This window comes from Halorubrum aquaticum (assembly GCF_900113615.1).
Classification (GTDB): Archaea; Halobacteriota; Halobacteria; order Halobacteriales; family Haloferacaceae; genus Halorubrum; species Halorubrum aquaticum.
On sequence record NZ_FOPZ01000001.1, the window covers coordinates 317,595 to 333,070 of the forward strand.

The window sequence follows — 15,476 nt, forward strand, 5'->3', positions numbered from 1 at the left end:
GACTCAGCCGTGGGTGTACCCGCGATCCGGGAGCGGGTCGCCGTCGACGGTCACGCCCTCGTCCGCCTCACGAACCGTTCCGACCCTGACGAGCCCGGCCGGACACGCCTCGCGAGCCCGGTCGAGCTTCCCTTCCGGGACCGTACACACCAGTTCGAAGTCCTCGCCGAAGTGCGCGGCGAGCTCGAACCGTTCCGCCTCGTCGTCGGCCACGTCGTCGACGGCGGGGTGGACGGGGACCGCGTCGCTCTCGAGTGCGAACCCGACTCCGCTCGCCTCCGCGAGCTGGTGGAGCGAGCGCGCGAGCCCGTCCGAGGAGTCCATCATCGCCGTCGCGTTCCCCGCCAGCGCGCGGCCGTCGGCGACCCGCGGCGTGAACCGGAAGAGGTCGTTCGCCCGGTCGAGCGCGGATTCGGTCCCGCGCTCGAAGAGACGGAGCGCGGCCGCCGATCGACCCCACTCGCCGGTGACACAGAGCGCCTCCCCGGGTGACGCGCCGGAGCGGGTCACCGCGCCGACGCCGGCGCCCGCGTCGTCGCGGTCGGCCTCGTCGACGACGCTCCCGATGGCGGTCGTCGCGGTCGTGAACTCCGTGTGCGTGTCGAGGTCGCCGCCGACGTACTCCGCGTCGACCGCCGCACAGACGTCGACCGCGCCGGCGACGAACTCGTCGAGGTCGCCGGGATCGAACGTCTCGTCCGCGTAGACCGCCACCGCGGCGGTCGCCTCGGCGCCCATCGCCGCGACGTCCGACAGCGACGCGCCGACCGCGCGCCAGCCGGCCGTGTACCGGGTCGTCCCCGGCGGGAAGTCGGTCCGCTCGTGGAGCATGTCCGTGGTGATGACGGTGCCGTCCACGACGGCGGCGTCGTCGCCGGCGCGGGGGAGGTCGGCCGCGAGTCTCCGGAGGGCGTCGCGCTCGTTCACGCTCCCCGAACGGGCCGGCGAGGGGTTAGATGGTTCGGTCGCCGGCGCGGGACGACGCCGTCCCCGGTCCGACACGGAGCGGCGGAGTTTTCCCGCTGCCGCCCGGCCTGCGCGTATGGACGACGACCTCATCCGCGAGACCGGGACGCCCCTGTCTCGATACACCAAGCTCCCCGGAACGGGGTTCTTCTATCCCGACTCGCTCGACGACGAACGCGCGGAGCGGCGCGCCCGCGAGACCATCGAGGACGGCGAGGCGGTCGTGATCGCCGACGGCGACGCCGACGGGCTCGCCTGCGCGGCGATGATCCGCGAGGCCCACGACGCCGCCCTCGACGTGGCGGACTTCGAGGCCGCCATCGCGGAACGAATCGCCGAGGACGACGAGGAGGAGTCGGACGAGAGGGACGCCGCCGACGGCGAGGACGACGACGCTCCCGTGGACGCCGACGTCGACGCTGGCGACGACGAGGACGACGACCCCACCGAGAACGCCCACGCCGAATCGCCGGTGGGGCTGGTCTCCGCCGGGCCGTACTCGCTCGACACCGCCCTCGAGCGCGTCGTCGCGTACGCGGACGACGGGATCGACCTCTACGTCTGTGACCTGTGTCCCGACCAGTTCGAGCCGATCGCGGACGCGCTGGACGCGCTCTCGGAGTCGTGTGCGTCGATCCGGTGGTTCGACCACCACCAGTGGGACGGCGCGGTCGCGGCGGCGGTCCGCGAGCGCGGCGTCGACCTCGTCGTCGGCGAGTCCGACGAGGAGTGTACCGCGGACGTGACCCTCCGCTCGCTGGAACACTCCTTCGAGGACCGCTGGACCGAACTCGCCGCGGTGACCCGCGACCACGACCTCTGGATCAAGGAGGACCCGCGGTCGGACGACCTCGCCGACTACTCGTACTGGTCGGGAAGCGAGGAGTACGCGACCGTGATCGGTGCCCACGGCGCGGACCTCCCGCCCGTCGTCCGCGAGTACGTCGAGTCGCGCCGGGTCGAGAAGTCCGCGCGGATCGACGCCGCCGTCGACCGCGCCGCCGTCCACGAGGTCGGCGACTGGCGCGTCGCCGTGACGTACGGACGGTGCTCACAGAACGAGGTGGCCGAGTCGCTCCGCGAGCGGGGGGCCGACGCCGCCGTGATCGTCAAGCCCGCGGGGTCGGCGTCGATCCGCGGCTCCGACGGTTTCGAACACGCCCACGAGGTCGCCGGGAAGGTGAACGGCGGCGGCCACCCCCAGGCGGCGGGGTGTAAACCCGACATCTACGACGACATGCTCGATTACGCCCACCACTGGACGACGGAGGGACAGGCGTGTAAACGCGTGATCCTCGCGGCGTTCGAGGCCGTCGCCGAGGAGATCGAAAGCAAGGAGGCCGAAGGCGACGACGAAGTCGCTGACGACGACCAGTAGAACGGCGATCGATAGGACGGCGACCAAGCGCGGGCGGTTTACGCCGCGAGCGACTCCGTGTCGACCCGTCGTCTACGACGACGACGGCGACATCGAGATGTTGAGGCTCTTCTGTACCAGCTGGGTGAACGCCATCGAGCAGAGGAAGTACCAGACGATCCACATCTGGATGGGGCCGACGAGGCCGGCGTCCCAGGTGACCGCGCCGGCGAGCGGGACGACGAGCTCCTGTGCGGCGATCGCGGGGTATGCGGGGTCGGAGCCGCGGTAGCCGATGACCCAGAACATCCAGAGGAACGCCGGGATGGTCAGGAACATGATCCACACCATCGGGCGGAACTGCTCTTTGAACATCCCGAGCTGGTCGCCCATCGCGTCCATCTGCTCCTCCTGGATCGCGTCGAGCGCCTCCTGGTCGTCGCGCTCTTTGGCCTCCTTGCGGCGCTCCTGGATGTCCTTCATGCGGTCCTGGTACTGGCTCATCTTCTCCATGTCCATCAGCCCCGCGCGCAACAGCGTGGAGTAGAGGCCCGTCCCCAACGCGATCACCATGATGATGACGTAGAAGGGGACGAGCTCGATCAGCGGCCCCAACACCAGGTCGATCGCGCCGGCGATGACGTTCCGGACCGGCGGGACGGCGTAGCCGACGAACGCGCCGATCGTCGCCAGCGCGGCCAGTTTGTCCCACTTCGTCCACGAGGTGGTCTCGGGGGTCTCGACGTCGCCGCCCCCGTCATCGTCCTCGCTCAGTCCCGCCTCGATCCCCTCGCGGTCGGCGATCGCGAAGCCGCTCTCGCCGTCAACGAGGATCTCCTTCTCGATGAGCCGTCCCCACTGTCCGCTCGTGATCTCGTCGCGGACCTCGACCCAGCGGACCTCGCCGTCGGTGGCGCGATCGAGGACGGTTTCGATCGCGTCCCGCATCTCGCCGTCCTCGGTGACGAGCGAGCGGACCCGCCGTTCGACCTTACTCATTATCGAGCGGTTAGCGGTCGACGGTTAAGAACCTTGTAGGATCGTCGTCGCGAGACGGCCGCCTCGACGGAGCCGATCGTCTCCCGACGGGAGACCGCCTCGACGACGCCGACTACGCCTCGACGACGCCGCGGATCCGGTCGAAGACCTCGTCGGGGGTCGCCTCCCCGTCGACCTCCACGAGGACGCCCTCCTCGCGGAAGTGCTCGATCACGGGCTCGGTGTTCTCCTCGAACACCTCGAGCCGCTCGCGCGCGGTCTCCTCGGTGTCGTCCTCGCGCTGGACCAACTCGCCGCCGCACTCGTCACAGACGCCCGCCTCCTCGGGCGGCTGGAAGTCGACGTGGTAGTTCGCGCCGCACTCCTCACAGACCCGGCGGCCGGTGAGCCGGTCGACGAGCACCTCGTCGTCGACGTCGAGGAGGACCACGGCGTCGAGGTCCGTGATCTGAGAGAGGTACTCCGCCTGTTCGAGGTTGCGCGGGTAGCCGTCGAGCACGAAGCCGTCGGCGTCCTCCAGGGCGGTCTTCACGATCTCGTTGACGACCGGGTCCGGGACGAGATCGCCGGCCTCCATGAACGAACGAGGCGTCCCGTACTCGGTCTCCATGTCCTTGTTCGCGCGGAGCGCGTCGCCGGTGGTGACGTGGTCGATCCCGTACTCCTCGGCGAGTTTCGCGCTCTGTGTCCCCTTGCCGGCGCCCGGCGCACCCAAAAGCAGGATCCGGTGACTCATATCGGGGCGGTCATCCCGCGCACGTAAAGCCTTGAAGATCCGCGGCCGGTCACTCGCCGCCGTCGAGTCGACGTTTCACCCGGTCCGCGTGTGCGTCCGCGAGCCGGGTCGGCTCCGGGAGCTTGTAGCCGGCACACAGCGCCGCGACGAGCTCGACGGTCGTCTCCGACGAGACACGATGGCCGGGACTCACGTACAGCGGATTCACCCGACGGCTGTTCGGGTACTGCCGCGACTGGTAGGCGTGACCGATGACGGGCGGGTCGGTCCTCGGGGAGTCGGTCGCCGCGCCGGTGCCGGTGGTCGTGCCGACCCGCTCGACCGAGTCGTCGGCGCGGACCGGTGTCGACCATCCCTCGGGTCGCTCCGCGACCGGCTCGTCGGGCTCGCCACACAGGAGGCTCTTCGCGACGCCGACGCTCGGCAGGTCGCGTATCACCCCGACGTGGGTGGCGATCCCGGCCTGCCGGAAGTGGATCCGGCCGGACCCGTCACAGACGAGGAGGTCGGGGGTCGCGGCGAGGTCCTCGAGCGCGGCGAGCATCGGCTCACCCTCGCGGAAGGCCAGTAATCCCGGAACATACGGGATCGAGAGCGGCGTGACCGCGTCCGCGTACTCGATCACGCGCCCGTTCCGGATCGCGACCGCGGCCGACACCGCCTCGTCGTGCTCGGGACGGAACGCCTGGTCGATCCCGACGACGACCGGCGCGTCGGCGTCGAGGTCGCCGGTAGGTTCGGGGGACGGGGACGGCAGTCCGGTCGAGAGGTCCGCGGCCTCGTCGATCGCGACGTCGTCGGGAGTGAATCCGATCTCGTCCGCGAACGTCGCCTCCGCCGCCAGTTCGCGCTGGAGCGACTCCATCTCCTCGCGCGACAGGCCGAGATCGGGAAGGAACTCCGAGTGCGCGAGCGAGGTCGGGTCGACGGACGGCGTCCACGAGGGCGATCGTTCCGGCGGCGACATTCAGAACCGCCCGCCGGGACCGCCCGGTCCGCCCGGTCCTCGGGGACCGCCCGGTCCGCCGGCGCCGCCCATACGCATCCCGCCGGGACCGCGCGCGGACCCGGCGAGCCCCTCGTTTCGCTTGCCGAACGCGAGCCCGATCGCGAAGCCGATCAGGTGCGCGAGGTGCGCGATGCCGCCGACACCGCCCGTACCGGTCTGGACGACGAGGATCGCGGAGACGAGCGCGATCCCCCACGTCAGGTACTTGATCTTCATCGGGATGACGAAGAAGAGGAGCACCCGCATGTTCGGTCGCCACACGGTGAGCACGCCGAGGATCGCGAACCCGGCGCCGCTGGCGCCGAGCACTCCCGTCGGCGGGGCACCCGGGGGAGCCGTCGCGATCGCGAACAGGACGTGGCCGAGCCCGGCGAGGATCCCCGCCCCGAAGAAGAAGCCCACGAACCGCTTCGATCCGACCGCGCGCTCGACGAGCGGGCCGAAAAACAGGATCACGATGCTGTTGCCGATGATGTGGAACAGCTGTCCGGGAGCGTGTGAGAACACCGAGGTCACCCACGTCCAGACGTTGGTTATCGAATCGGAGCGGAGGACGAACAGGGTGTTGTGTAGGGATTCTCCGCCGACGAAGAGCGCGATCCACTGCGCGAGGAAGGTGATCCACATCGCCGCCAGGATGGCGTAGGTCGCGTTCCCGCGGAAGTAGCCGAGGAGACCGCCGGTCCCCGTCTCGCGTTCGATCCGTCGTTTCACCCGACCCGCGACGCCGTCGTCGCCGCGGTTCCCGCCCTCGACGCCGTCGTCGAAGCCGCTGTCGAAGACGCCGCCGGGATCGTTCCACTCGGAGAGCCCCGGGCAGTCGTGGTTCTCCGGCAGGCGGTGGTCAGCACAGAACGTCCGCCCACACCGTCGACACTGGTACGGGAGGTTCTCGTACTCCCCGCACTCGTCGCACGTCGCCATTACCGTCCCTTACGGCGGCGGTCCTAAAGCGGTTTGGCTCTCCGGTCGACCCGTCGCTCGCTCCGGCCGGTCCCTCACTTCGCGACCTTCGCCTCGAACTTCTCGCGCACCTTCTCGACCTTCGGCTGGGCGTGGAACGTACAGTAGGCGTCGTCGGGGTTCTTCGCGAAGTAGTCCTGGTGTTTCTCCTCGGCGCGGTGGAACGTCTCCAGCGGCTCGAGCTCGGTCACGACCTCGTCGTCGTACTCCTCGTCGAGCGCCTCGATGTACGCCGCCGCCCGCTCGCGTTGCTCCTCGTCGTGCGTGAGGACGATGGACCGGTACTGGCTCCCCACGTCGGGGCCCTGCCGGTCGAGCTGTGTCGGGTCGTGGATCGTGAAGAACGCCTCCAGGAGGTCGTCGTAGCCGACGACCTCGGGGTCGTACTCCACCTGAACGACCTCGGCGTGGCCGGTGTTCCCGGAGCAGACCTCCCGATACGTCGGGTCCTCCGCGTGGCCGCCGGCGTACCCGGAGGTCACCGACTCGACGCCCGAGAGCTCCTCGAGCGCCGCCTCGACACACCAGAAGCAGCCGCCGCCGAACGTCGCCGTTTCGAGGTGGTTCGTCATACCTACCCGTAGGGGCGCGAACCCCTTAAACACCGTCCGAGCGAGTCGGCCGTCAGCGGCGAACGGTAAACCTTTGGCGTCCCCCCTCCGAGCCGTGGTATGGTCTCGCTGGGACTGGTGGTGGCGCGGTTCAACGACTCCGTCACGGAGCCGATGGCCGAGGCCGCCCGGGAGGCGGCGGCCGAGCGCGACGCCGTCGTCGTCGACGAAGTGAGCGTGCCGGGCGCGTACGACAGCCCGCTCGCCGCCGACCGGCTGGCGCGGCGCGAGGACGTCGACGCGGTCGCCGTCATCGGCGCGATCGTCACCGGCGACACCGATCACGACCGCGTCATCGCGAACGCGACCGCGGAGAAGCTCACGCAGGTGAGCCTCGACCGCGACACCCCCGTCACCTTCGGCGTGAGCGGCCCGGGGATGTCCGGCGCGGAGGCCCGCGAGCGGATCGACAAGGGCGCGGAGGCCGCACGCGCCGCCGTCGACCTCGCGGAGGAACTCGACTGACCGAACCAACGGAACACAATGACCGACGCATACGACTACTCCGACCGGATCGGACGCGTAGAGCCCAGCGCGACGCTGGCGATATCGAACCTGGCCGCCGAGAAGGAGGCCGAAGGGGCGGACGTCGTCGACCTCTCGGTCGGCGAGCCCGACTTCGACACGCCGGAGAACGTCGTCGAGGCCGGGAAGGAGGCGCTCGACGCCGGCCACACCGGCTACACCTCCTCGAACGGGATCCTACCGCTTCGAAAGGCGATCGCGGCGAAGCTCCGCGACGACGGGATCGACGCGAACGCCGACGAGGTGATCGTCACCCCCGGCGGCAAGCAGGCGCTGTACGAGACGTTCCAGACGCTGATCGACGACGGGGACGAGGTCGTGCTTCTGGACCCCGCGTGGGTCTCCTACGAGGCGATGGCGAAACTCGCCGGCGGCGACCTCACCCGCGTCGACCTCGCCCCGCACGGCTTCCAGCTCGAGCCCGCCCTCGACGACCTCGCCGAGGCGGTCTCCGCGGACACCGAACTGCTCGTCGTCAACTCGCCGTCGAACCCGACCGGCGCGGTGTTCTCGGAGGCCGCTCTGGAGGGCGTCCGGGACCTCGCGGTCGAACACGACCTCGCCGTGATCTCCGACGAGATCTACGAGCGGATCGTCTACGACGCCGACCACGTCTCGCTCGGGAGCCTCGACGGGATGGCCGACCGCACGGTCACGGTCAACGGCTTCTCGAAGGCGTACTCCATGACCGGGTGGCGGCTCGGGTACCTCCACGCGACCGAGGAGCTCGTCGGGCAGGCGGGCAAGCTCCACTCGCACTCGGTCTCGTGTGCGACCAACTTCGTCCAGCGCGCCGGGATCGAGGCGCTCGAGAACACCGACGAGTCGGTCGAGGAGATGCGGGAGGCGTTCGCCGACCGCCGCGACCTGCTCGTGGACCTGTTCGACGAGCACGGCGTCGATGTCGACGTCGGCGACGGGGCGTTCTACATGATGATCCCGGTAGGCGAGCCGCGGAGCGGCTCGAGTGCGAGCGGCGACGGGCCGCGAGCGGACGACGCCGACTGGTGTGAGCGCGCCATCGAGGAGGCGTCCGTGGCGTGCGTCCCCGGGAGCGCGTTCAACGCGCCCGGCTTCGCACGGATCTCCTACGCCGCGAGCGAGGAGCGACTGCGCGAGGCGGTCGACCGGCTGGTCGCGAACGACCTGCTCTGAACGCCGGCTCCGTGCGGTCGAGCGCCGTTTCGTCCCGGTTTCGCCGGTGGGATTTTTATACACCTGTGCGGATCGTTGCCTTGGTGACGACATGTACAAGCACATACTGTACCCCACGGACGGGAGTGCCGGCTCCGAGGCCGCGATATCACACGTACGGGAGATCGCCGAGGCGTTCGACGCGACGGTTCACGTGTTACACGTCGTCGACACGCGTCAGTTCACGCTCGGGATGAGCGGCAACTACATCTCCGGGCCGAAGGGCTACTCGGGGGACCGACCGTCCGAGGAGGACCGGAAACGCGAGCTCGAGGAGCGCGCCACGCCGTTCGTCGAGGAGGTCGCGAACGACTTCGAGGGGATCGAGACGGTTGCCTCGGTCCGGGGCGGAAACCCCCACGAGGTCATCCTCGAGTACATCGACGAGAACGACATCGACATGGTCGTGATGGGGACCGAGGGTCGGTCCGGCGTCAGGCGCTACCTGCTCGGCAGCGTCTCCGAGAAGGTCGTACGGCTCGCCGACCCGCCGGTCGTGACGGTTCGAGCCGACGCCGAGGACGACGGCGAGGACGAGTAGCGCCGGACTGGCGGCCGCTCGCTCCCGGCCGGTCGGCCGTTCCGAAACCCTTACTCCCGGTCCGTCGTACCCCCACGTATGACAGACACCTCGGACCCCGACGGCGAGTCCGCCGGTCCCGACGCCGGCGACGCGGACGGGGACACGAAGGCCGGTTCCGGCGAGCCGGTCGTCGACGCCGCCGAAGTGGAGCACGTCGCGGAGCTGGCCCGCGTCCGTCTCGCGGAGGAGGAAACGGAGACGTTCGCCGACCAGTTCGCGGAGATCCTCGAGTACTTCGAGGCGCTCGACGAGGTACCCGACCTCGACCGCGAGGAGGAGCTCGTCAACGTGATGCGCGCCGACGAGGTCGAGGCGGGACTCGCCCAGGAGGAGGCGCTGGCGAACGCCGCGGAGACGGAGGACGGCTTCTTCAAGGGGCCGAAGGTGTCGTAGATGGCGACCGAGTACAACGCGTTCATCACCGAGGAGACGATCGAGGGCGACGAAGACGGCCCGCTCGCGGGCACGACCGTCGCGGTCAAGGACAACATCTCGACGGAGGGGATCCGGACCACCTGCGGCTCGGAGATGCTCGCCGACTACGTCCCGCCGTACTCCGCCACGGTGGTCGATCGGCTGACGGACGCCGGCGCGACGGTCGTCGGCAAGACGAACATGGACGAGTTCGGGATGGGAACCACCACGGAGACCTCCGCGTTCGGCCCGACGCGTAATCCCGCGGACCCCGACCGCGTCCCCGGCGGCTCCTCCGGCGGCTCGGCGGCCGCGGTCGCCGCGGGCGAGGCCGACGTGGCGCTGGGCTCGGACACGGGCGGCTCCGTGCGCTGTCCGGCCGCGTTCTGCGGCGTCGTCGGGATCAAGCCCACCTACGGGCTGGTCTCGCGGTACGGGCTCGTCGCGTACGCCAACTCGCTCGAGCAGATCGGACCGATCGCGAGCACCGTCGAGGAGGCGGCGGAAGCGCTCTCGGTCATCGCGGGTCCGGACCCGAACGACGGGACGACGCGTGACCCGACGAGCGTCGACGGCGGCGGGGATGGCGACGCCGACGCCGGTGCCGACGGCGGCATCGACTACGCCGCGGCCGCCGACGGCGACGTGGACGGGCTGACCGTGGGCGTGCCGACCGAGCTGTTCGAGGGGGCGGACGAGCGCGTGGTCGAGACGGTCGAGGACGCGATCGCCGACCTCGAGGCACAGGGGGCGGAGACGACCGAGACATCCCTTCCCTCGGTCGAGCACGCGGTCCAGGCCTACTACGTGATAGCGACCAGCGAGGCCTCCTCGAACCTCGCGCGCTTCGACGGGGTTCGCTACGGCCACCGAGCCGACTCCGACGAGAACTGGAACGAGTCGTTCGCCGAGACCCGCGAGGCGTTCGGCTCGGAGGTCAAACGCCGGATCCTGCTCGGGACCTACGCGCTCTCGGCGGGCTACCACGACGAGTACTACGCGAAGGCCCAGGACGCCCGCGAGTGGGTCCGGCAGGACTTCGAGGAGGCCTTCGCGGACGTGGACGTGATCGCGTCGCCGACGATGCCCGTCCTCCCCTTCGAGCTCGGCGAGAGCCTCGACGACCCGCTGCGGATGTACCTCGCGGACGCGAACACGACGCCCGCCAACCTCGCGAACCTGCCGGCGATCTCGGTGCCCGCGGGGGAGGCCGACGGGCTCCCGGTCGGACTCCAACTCGTCGGGCCGAAGTTCGACGAGGAGACGGTGATCCGCGCGGCGAGCGCGGTCGAGGACCGATGAGCCTGACCGACGAGGAGCTGGACCGCCTCGCCGACGTGGTTCGCCTCCAGCCGACGAAGAACTCCGAGCTGGAGGACGCGTGGGGGGTCGACGGCGGTAGCGAGGTCCACCGCTACCTCGAGGACCACCTGAAGGAGTACTACTACCGCGACGACGACAGCCTGATCCGGACGACGGCGGAGGCGAACGACCTCGTCGACGTCGAGCCCGGCATCGAGGCGGACGCGGTCGCGAAGGGGGCCGCTCCCGACACGATCCGCGTTCCGGAGCTCGAGGCCCGGGTGTTCGCGGTCGTCGCCGGCCCCGAGGAGCGCTCGCAGTCGGTCGTGAGCGTCCTCGAGGACCTCCGGGAGACGTACGACGTCGACCCCGACGTGGGGGAGGTGCGCCGCGCGCTCCGGAGCCTAGAGCGCAAGAACGTCGTCGAGGTCGTCTACCGGACCGTGCCGACGTTCCGGCTCGCCGTCGAGCGGGACGCCGTCGACGTGGAGATCGTCGAGTAGCTGGCGGCGGAACGGGAGAATCCGACGGAGGCGGGGAATCGGACGCGAACGGTCAGTCGTCCGTGGACTCGCCCGTGCCCGCGTCGATCTCCCTCGCGACCGATCCCGTCCCGGCTTCCTCGGAGACGCCCCGTCGGGACTGGAGCTTCCCGGCCAGCACCATCCCGATGTAGACCGCGACGGCGACGAGGACGATCGTCCCGCCGGCGGTCGCCTCGTACCGGTACGAGAGGGTGATCCCGACGAGCACCGCGATCTGCGCGAGCACGACCGAGGCGAGAAGCGACTCGCGGAACCCGCGGGCGACCTGCGCGGCCGCGGCGACGGGGACGACGAGCATCGCGGCGACCAAGATTACGCCCATGATCTGCATCGCGCCGACGACCACCAGCGCCGTCAGCGTCGTCATCAGCCGGTTGTACCACGTCACGTCGATCCCGGCGACGCGGGCCGCGGTCTCGTCGAAGGTGACGTACAACAGCTGTTTGTACGTGACCGTCACGACGACCGAGACGAGGAGGAAGAGGACGACGAGCAGGACCGCGTTCTCCCGGGAGACGGTCGCGAGGTTCCCGAAGAGGTACTGGTTGATCCCGACCGCGAGCCCGCCGGTGTTCACGCTGATCAGCACCGCGCCGAGCGCGAACCCCGTCGAGAGCACGATCGCCATCGAGACGTCGTTGTACGCGTCCGTGACCTCGGAGATCAGTTCGATGGCGAGCGCGGCGAGCATCGCGACGACGACCGCCGTGAGGTACGGGGAGATCCCCGTCCCGAGGATCGAGTTGACGAACAGCCCGACGGCGACGCCCGCGAACGCCGTGTGTGCCAACGCGTCGCCGATGAGCGCCATCTGCCGGTGGACGAGGAACGTCCCGACGAGCGGGGCCATCACCGCGATCAGCGTCCCGACGAGGAACGCGTGGTGCATGAAGACGTACTCCAGCATCCCGATCCCGAGCGCGTCGCCGACGGCGTAGAGGGCGTCGCTCCACAGCCCGACCAGCCACGCGAGGAAGTCGTAGGGGGCCCGGATGGCCTCCGAGACGAGGGTCGTCACGAGCCGTCACCCCTCGAGTCCGTTTCCGTTTTCGCCCCCAGACCGAGGTTCGTCCCGTACGCCCGCTCGAGGGCGTCGCTCCCGGCGAACGCCGCGGGCGACCCGTCGAAGTACACCTCGCGGTTGAGACAGATCACCCGGGAGGCGCGTTCGAGGACCGCCCCGATGTCGTGTTCGACGAGCAGTATCGTCATCCCCTCGTCGTTGAGGTCGGCGAGGAGATCGAAGAAGGCGTCCACGGACTCGGCGTCGACGCCGACGGTCGGCTCGTCCAACACGAGGAGTTCGGCCTCGCCGGCGAGCGCCCGCGCGATGTAGGCGCGCTGGCGCTGGCCGCCCGACAGCGCCGTGATCTTCCGGTCGGCGAGTCGCTCGATCCCGACCGTTCGGAGCGCCTCGCGGGCGTGCTCGCGGTCCGTCTCGGTCACCCGGCCGAATCCGGCGTGGGGGAACCGCCCCATCAACACGACCTCCGCGACCGTGATCGGCATCCGCTTCGTGTTCTCGGTCACGTCCTGGGCGACGTAGCCGACGCGCTCGCGCTCGGCGAACGCGAGCGAGGGGTGCCCGAGCAGCCGGGCGTGTCCCGAGTCGGGCTCGTGGAGCCCCAACACGAGCCGCAACAGCGTGCTCTTCCCGGAGCCGTTCGGTCCGACGATCCCGACGTATTCGCCGCGGTCGACGCCGAAGGAGACGGACTCGACCACGGGCGCCGCGGCGTAGCCGAACGTGAGGTCGACGGCGTCGACGACGCGGTCGGCGTCGGCGGTGCCCTCTCCCCTTCGCCCCTCGCCGGCCTCCGCGCTCTCCCGGCTCGTCTCGACCCCGCCGACCCCGACCGATGGAATCCCTTCGAGCGACATGGTCAGGGCTCGAAGTTGCGGCCGTAGTCGGCGAAGCTGACGTCCTCGGGCTCGTCGATCCCCAACAGGATCCGGAACGTCGGGAGGTTGACCTGGCGCGCGATGTCGAAGTAGCCCCAGCCGCGCTCGGCCCACGAGTCCGCGGTCCCGGCGTACGGCGTGACGGGGAAGTACGCCTCCACGTCGGTCTGTTCCAACAGCTGTCTCGCCGGCCGGATCGGCTCGAAGACGGCCGCGCCGATGTGCCGGATGTCGTTCGCGGCGATGGTCTCCTGGGCCCGACGCATGTCCGCGGGTCGCACGTCGCCGTCGGCCGCGAGGTTCACCACCAGCGGCTCGATGGTGGTCCCGTACCTGTCCGAGAGGTAGCCGAAGGCGTTGTGGGCGGCGAGAAAGACCACGTCGCGCTCGGCGGCCTCGAACGCCGACTCCCACTCCGCGTCGAGGTCGTCGAGGTCGGCCTCGAGCGCGGTCGCGTTCTCGCGGATCGTCTCCTCGGCGTCCGGCGCGGTCTCGACCAACCCGTCCGCGACGTTCTCGACCGAACGTTTCGCGCGCTCGGGGTCGAGCCAGAAGTGCGGGTCCTTCGCGTTTTCCACCGCCTCGTCCTCGGTGAGCCCCTCGCCGAGGTCGATCAGGTCGACGCCCTCGCGAGCGTTCACGACCGTCGTCTCCACCGTCTCGGAGGCGAGCGTGTCGATCGCGCGGTCGGCCCACGGCTGGAAGTCGGGACCCACGTAGACGAACGCGTCCGCGTCGGTGATCCGCCGCTGGATCGACGGGTCGGGTTCCCAGCCGTGGCCGTGGAGGCCGGTCGGAACCAGGTTCTCGACCGTCACGTTCGTACCCGCCGCGAGCCGCCGAGCGTAGTCGTAGAACGTGAAGAAGGAGGCGACCACGGTGGGGCCGTCGCGGCTCGCGCTCCCGTCGTCATCGGCGTCGTCGGGAGTCGCGGACCCGCCGAGACAGCCCGCGATCCCGCCGGCGACCCCGCCGGCGCCGACCGCGAGTACGCCCCGTCTGGAGACGCTCGTCGTTCCGGTTCGTTCGGAGTTCATTACCGGACCGTCCGCCGGGGACGGACATAACGCTTGTGCCCCTAATAGAATTATTAGATATATCTAAATATTTTCGGGGAGTCCGGAACTCCCCGTCACGGTCGGGACCGTCCCGGCGAGCCGTGAACCGCAGTCACGGGCCGCGAACGCGACCCGCGAACCTCAAGGTTCAATGCGGGCGAGCGAGTGAAACGGGTATGACCGATCAGGAGCTCCGGAAGGAGGCGCACGACCTCGACGTCACGGTCTGGGTCGGCAAGGGAGGTATCGAGGCGGTCGTCGACGAGCTGTCCGATCAGCTCGACGACCGGAAACTGGTGAAAGCGAAGTTCCTGCGGGCCGCCCGCGGCGGGACCTCGACCGACGAGCTCGCCGACGAGCTCGCCGAGGCGGTGAACGCGGACCTCGTCGAGACGCGCGGGAACACCGCCGTCTTCCACTGATGGTCGGGTCGTCTCTCGCCGTCACCGGGACGCTTGAGCCGTACCTCGGGGGGGCGACCGAACTGGTCCTCGACGCGGCGATATTCCTCGTCGTGGTCGCGGTCGCGTACGTGCTCAACAAGGCGGTCATCGCCCCGCTAGTCGGCCGACTGTTCGACCGACAGGGGCTCGACGAGCACGCGCGCAGACCGCTCCAGAAGATCGTCACGTTCCTCGTGCTCTTCGCCGGCATCACCGTCGCGTTCGGCGCGGCCGGCTACCAGGGGTTCCTTCGGTCGCTGGCGACGATCGCCGCCGCGGCCACGCTCGCGGTCGGGTTCGCCCTCCAGGACGTGATCAAGAACTTCGTCGCCGGCGTCTTCATCTACACCGACAAGCCGTTCCGCATCGGCGACTGGGTCGAGTGGGACGGCCACTCCGGGATCGTCGAGGACATCTCGTTCCGGGTCACCCGCGTGCGGACGTTCGACAATGAACTCCTCACCGTCCCGAACAACGTGCTCACCGGCGGCGTGGTGAAGAACCCCGTCGCCAAGGGACGGCTCCGGCTGAAGTTCGTCTTCGGGATCGACTACGACGACGACATCGACGAGGCGATAGACATCATCGTCGAGGAGGCGGAGGCTCACGAGGGGATCCTCGAGGACCCCGCTCCGTCGGTGCGGCTGAACGAACTCGCCGACTCGTACGTCGGGCTCCAGTCGCGGATCTGGATCGACGACCCCTCGCGGGCGGACTTCATTCGGACGCGTGCGGAGTACGTCCAGGCGGTCAAGGAACGGTTCGACGAGGAGGGGATCACCGTCCCGTTCCCGCAGCGGACGGTCGCGGGCCGGGACGCGTGGTCCGAGCCGGGGACGTTCGGCGGCGGGGAGTAGCGGGCGTCGGGG

The 15,476-nt window shown here is 69.8% G+C and carries 18 protein-coding genes; 9 read left to right on the top strand and 9 right to left on the bottom strand.

Annotated elements, in window-relative coordinates; genetic code table 11:
- Nucleotides 1-3: 3 nt before the first annotated feature.
- Complete coding sequence (gene thiL / locus F3H10_RS01540) at nt 4-927, bottom strand: thiamine-phosphate kinase (RefSeq protein WP_149783095.1); 924 nt, start codon at nt 925-927, stop codon at nt 4-6.
- Between the two features lie 115 nt (nt 928-1,042).
- Here thiL and F3H10_RS01545 point away from each other — a divergent pair, with 115 nt between their 5' ends.
- Nucleotides 1,043-2,344: a DHH family phosphoesterase gene (locus tag F3H10_RS01545; protein ID WP_149783096.1), complete on the top strand. Its 1,302-nt coding sequence runs from the start codon at nt 1,043-1,045 to the stop codon at nt 2,342-2,344.
- A gap of 72 nt (nt 2,345-2,416) precedes the next feature.
- Here the strand turns inward: F3H10_RS01545 and F3H10_RS01550 are convergent, their stop codons facing one another.
- The 5 genes from F3H10_RS01550 to msrA all read right to left on the bottom strand — a co-directional run bounded on the left by F3H10_RS01550 (nt 2,417) and on the right by msrA (nt 6,602).
- Nucleotides 2,417-3,322 (bottom strand): DUF106 domain-containing protein, encoded by a 906-nt coding sequence (locus F3H10_RS01550; protein WP_149783097.1) that lies wholly within the window; start codon nt 3,320-3,322, stop codon nt 2,417-2,419.
- Nucleotides 3,323-3,434: 112 nt separating this feature from the next.
- Nucleotides 3,435-4,058 (bottom strand): adenylate kinase, encoded by a 624-nt coding sequence (locus tag F3H10_RS01555; RefSeq protein ID WP_149783098.1) that lies wholly within the window; start codon nt 4,056-4,058, stop codon nt 3,435-3,437.
- 49 nt (nt 4,059-4,107) lie between these two features.
- Nucleotides 4,108-5,025 carry an endonuclease V gene (locus F3H10_RS01560; RefSeq protein WP_149783099.1) on the bottom strand — a complete coding sequence of 306 codons (918 nt, stop codon included), beginning with the start codon at nt 5,023-5,025 and terminating at the stop codon, nt 4,108-4,110.
- On the bottom strand, nt 5,026-5,991 hold the full coding sequence (locus tag F3H10_RS01565) for a rhomboid family intramembrane serine protease (protein WP_149783100.1): 966 nt from the start codon (nt 5,989-5,991) through the stop codon (nt 5,026-5,028).
- A gap of 74 nt (nt 5,992-6,065) precedes the next feature.
- Nucleotides 6,066-6,602, bottom strand: coding sequence for a peptide-methionine (S)-S-oxide reductase MsrA (gene msrA / locus F3H10_RS01570; protein ID WP_149783101.1), 537 nt, complete (start codon nt 6,600-6,602; stop codon nt 6,066-6,068).
- Between the two features lie 99 nt (nt 6,603-6,701).
- On the opposite strand from msrA, the gene ribH reads away from it, so the two are divergent.
- The 6 genes from ribH to F3H10_RS01600 all read left to right on the top strand — a co-directional run bounded on the left by ribH (nt 6,702) and on the right by F3H10_RS01600 (nt 11,162).
- Nucleotides 6,702-7,106 (top strand): 6,7-dimethyl-8-ribityllumazine synthase, encoded by a 405-nt coding sequence (gene ribH / locus F3H10_RS01575; RefSeq protein WP_149783102.1) that lies wholly within the window; start codon nt 6,702-6,704, stop codon nt 7,104-7,106.
- Nucleotides 7,107-7,124: 18 nt separating this feature from the next.
- Nucleotides 7,125-8,321 (top strand): pyridoxal phosphate-dependent aminotransferase, encoded by a 1,197-nt coding sequence (locus F3H10_RS01580; protein WP_149783103.1) that lies wholly within the window; start codon nt 7,125-7,127, stop codon nt 8,319-8,321.
- 91 nt (nt 8,322-8,412) lie between these two features.
- On the top strand, nt 8,413-8,901 hold the full coding sequence (locus F3H10_RS01585) for a universal stress protein (protein WP_149783104.1): 489 nt from the start codon (nt 8,413-8,415) through the stop codon (nt 8,899-8,901).
- 78 nt (nt 8,902-8,979) lie between these two features.
- On the top strand, nt 8,980-9,336 hold the full coding sequence (gatC, locus tag F3H10_RS01590) for an Asp-tRNA(Asn)/Glu-tRNA(Gln) amidotransferase subunit GatC (protein WP_149783105.1): 357 nt from the start codon (nt 8,980-8,982) through the stop codon (nt 9,334-9,336).
- The gene (gene gatA, locus F3H10_RS01595; RefSeq protein WP_149783106.1) at nt 9,337-10,659 is read left to right on the top strand and encodes an Asp-tRNA(Asn)/Glu-tRNA(Gln) amidotransferase subunit GatA; all 1,323 of its coding nucleotides are present in this window, start codon (nt 9,337-9,339) and stop codon (nt 10,657-10,659) included.
- Nucleotides 10,656-11,162, top strand: coding sequence for a DUF5797 family protein (locus F3H10_RS01600; RefSeq protein ID WP_149783107.1), 507 nt, complete (start codon nt 10,656-10,658; stop codon nt 11,160-11,162). The genes gatA and F3H10_RS01600 overlap by 4 nt, the downstream gene beginning before the upstream one ends.
- A 52-nt stretch (nt 11,163-11,214) precedes the next feature.
- On the opposite strand, the gene F3H10_RS01605 is transcribed toward F3H10_RS01600, so the two are convergent.
- From F3H10_RS01605 to F3H10_RS01615, 3 genes are read right to left on the bottom strand one after another with little or no spacing between them, the layout of a single operon-like run.
- Entirely contained in the window at nt 11,215-12,222 is a 1,008-nt protein-coding gene (locus tag F3H10_RS01605) for a metal ABC transporter permease (RefSeq protein WP_223174159.1), read from the bottom strand.
- Nucleotides 12,219-13,085 (bottom strand): metal ABC transporter ATP-binding protein, encoded by an 867-nt coding sequence (locus F3H10_RS01610; RefSeq protein WP_149783108.1) that lies wholly within the window; start codon nt 13,083-13,085, stop codon nt 12,219-12,221. The genes F3H10_RS01605 and F3H10_RS01610 overlap by 4 nt, the downstream gene beginning before the upstream one ends.
- Nucleotides 13,086-13,087: 2 nt before the next feature.
- Nucleotides 13,088-14,143, bottom strand: a complete 1,056-nt coding sequence (locus tag F3H10_RS01615; protein WP_149783109.1) for a metal ABC transporter substrate-binding protein — start codon at nt 14,141-14,143, stop codon at nt 13,088-13,090.
- A 197-nt stretch (nt 14,144-14,340) separates the two neighbouring features.
- Here F3H10_RS01615 and F3H10_RS01620 point away from each other — a divergent pair, with 197 nt between their 5' ends.
- Both F3H10_RS01620 and F3H10_RS01625 read left to right on the top strand, forming a co-directional pair.
- Complete coding sequence (locus F3H10_RS01620; RefSeq protein ID WP_149783110.1) at nt 14,341-14,586, top strand: YhbY family RNA-binding protein; 246 nt, start codon at nt 14,341-14,343, stop codon at nt 14,584-14,586.
- Nucleotides 14,586-15,464, top strand: a complete 879-nt coding sequence (locus F3H10_RS01625) for a mechanosensitive ion channel family protein (protein WP_149783111.1) — start codon at nt 14,586-14,588, stop codon at nt 15,462-15,464. Before F3H10_RS01620 ends, F3H10_RS01625 begins: the two co-directional genes overlap by 1 nt.
- Nucleotides 15,465-15,476 lie beyond the last annotated feature (12 nt).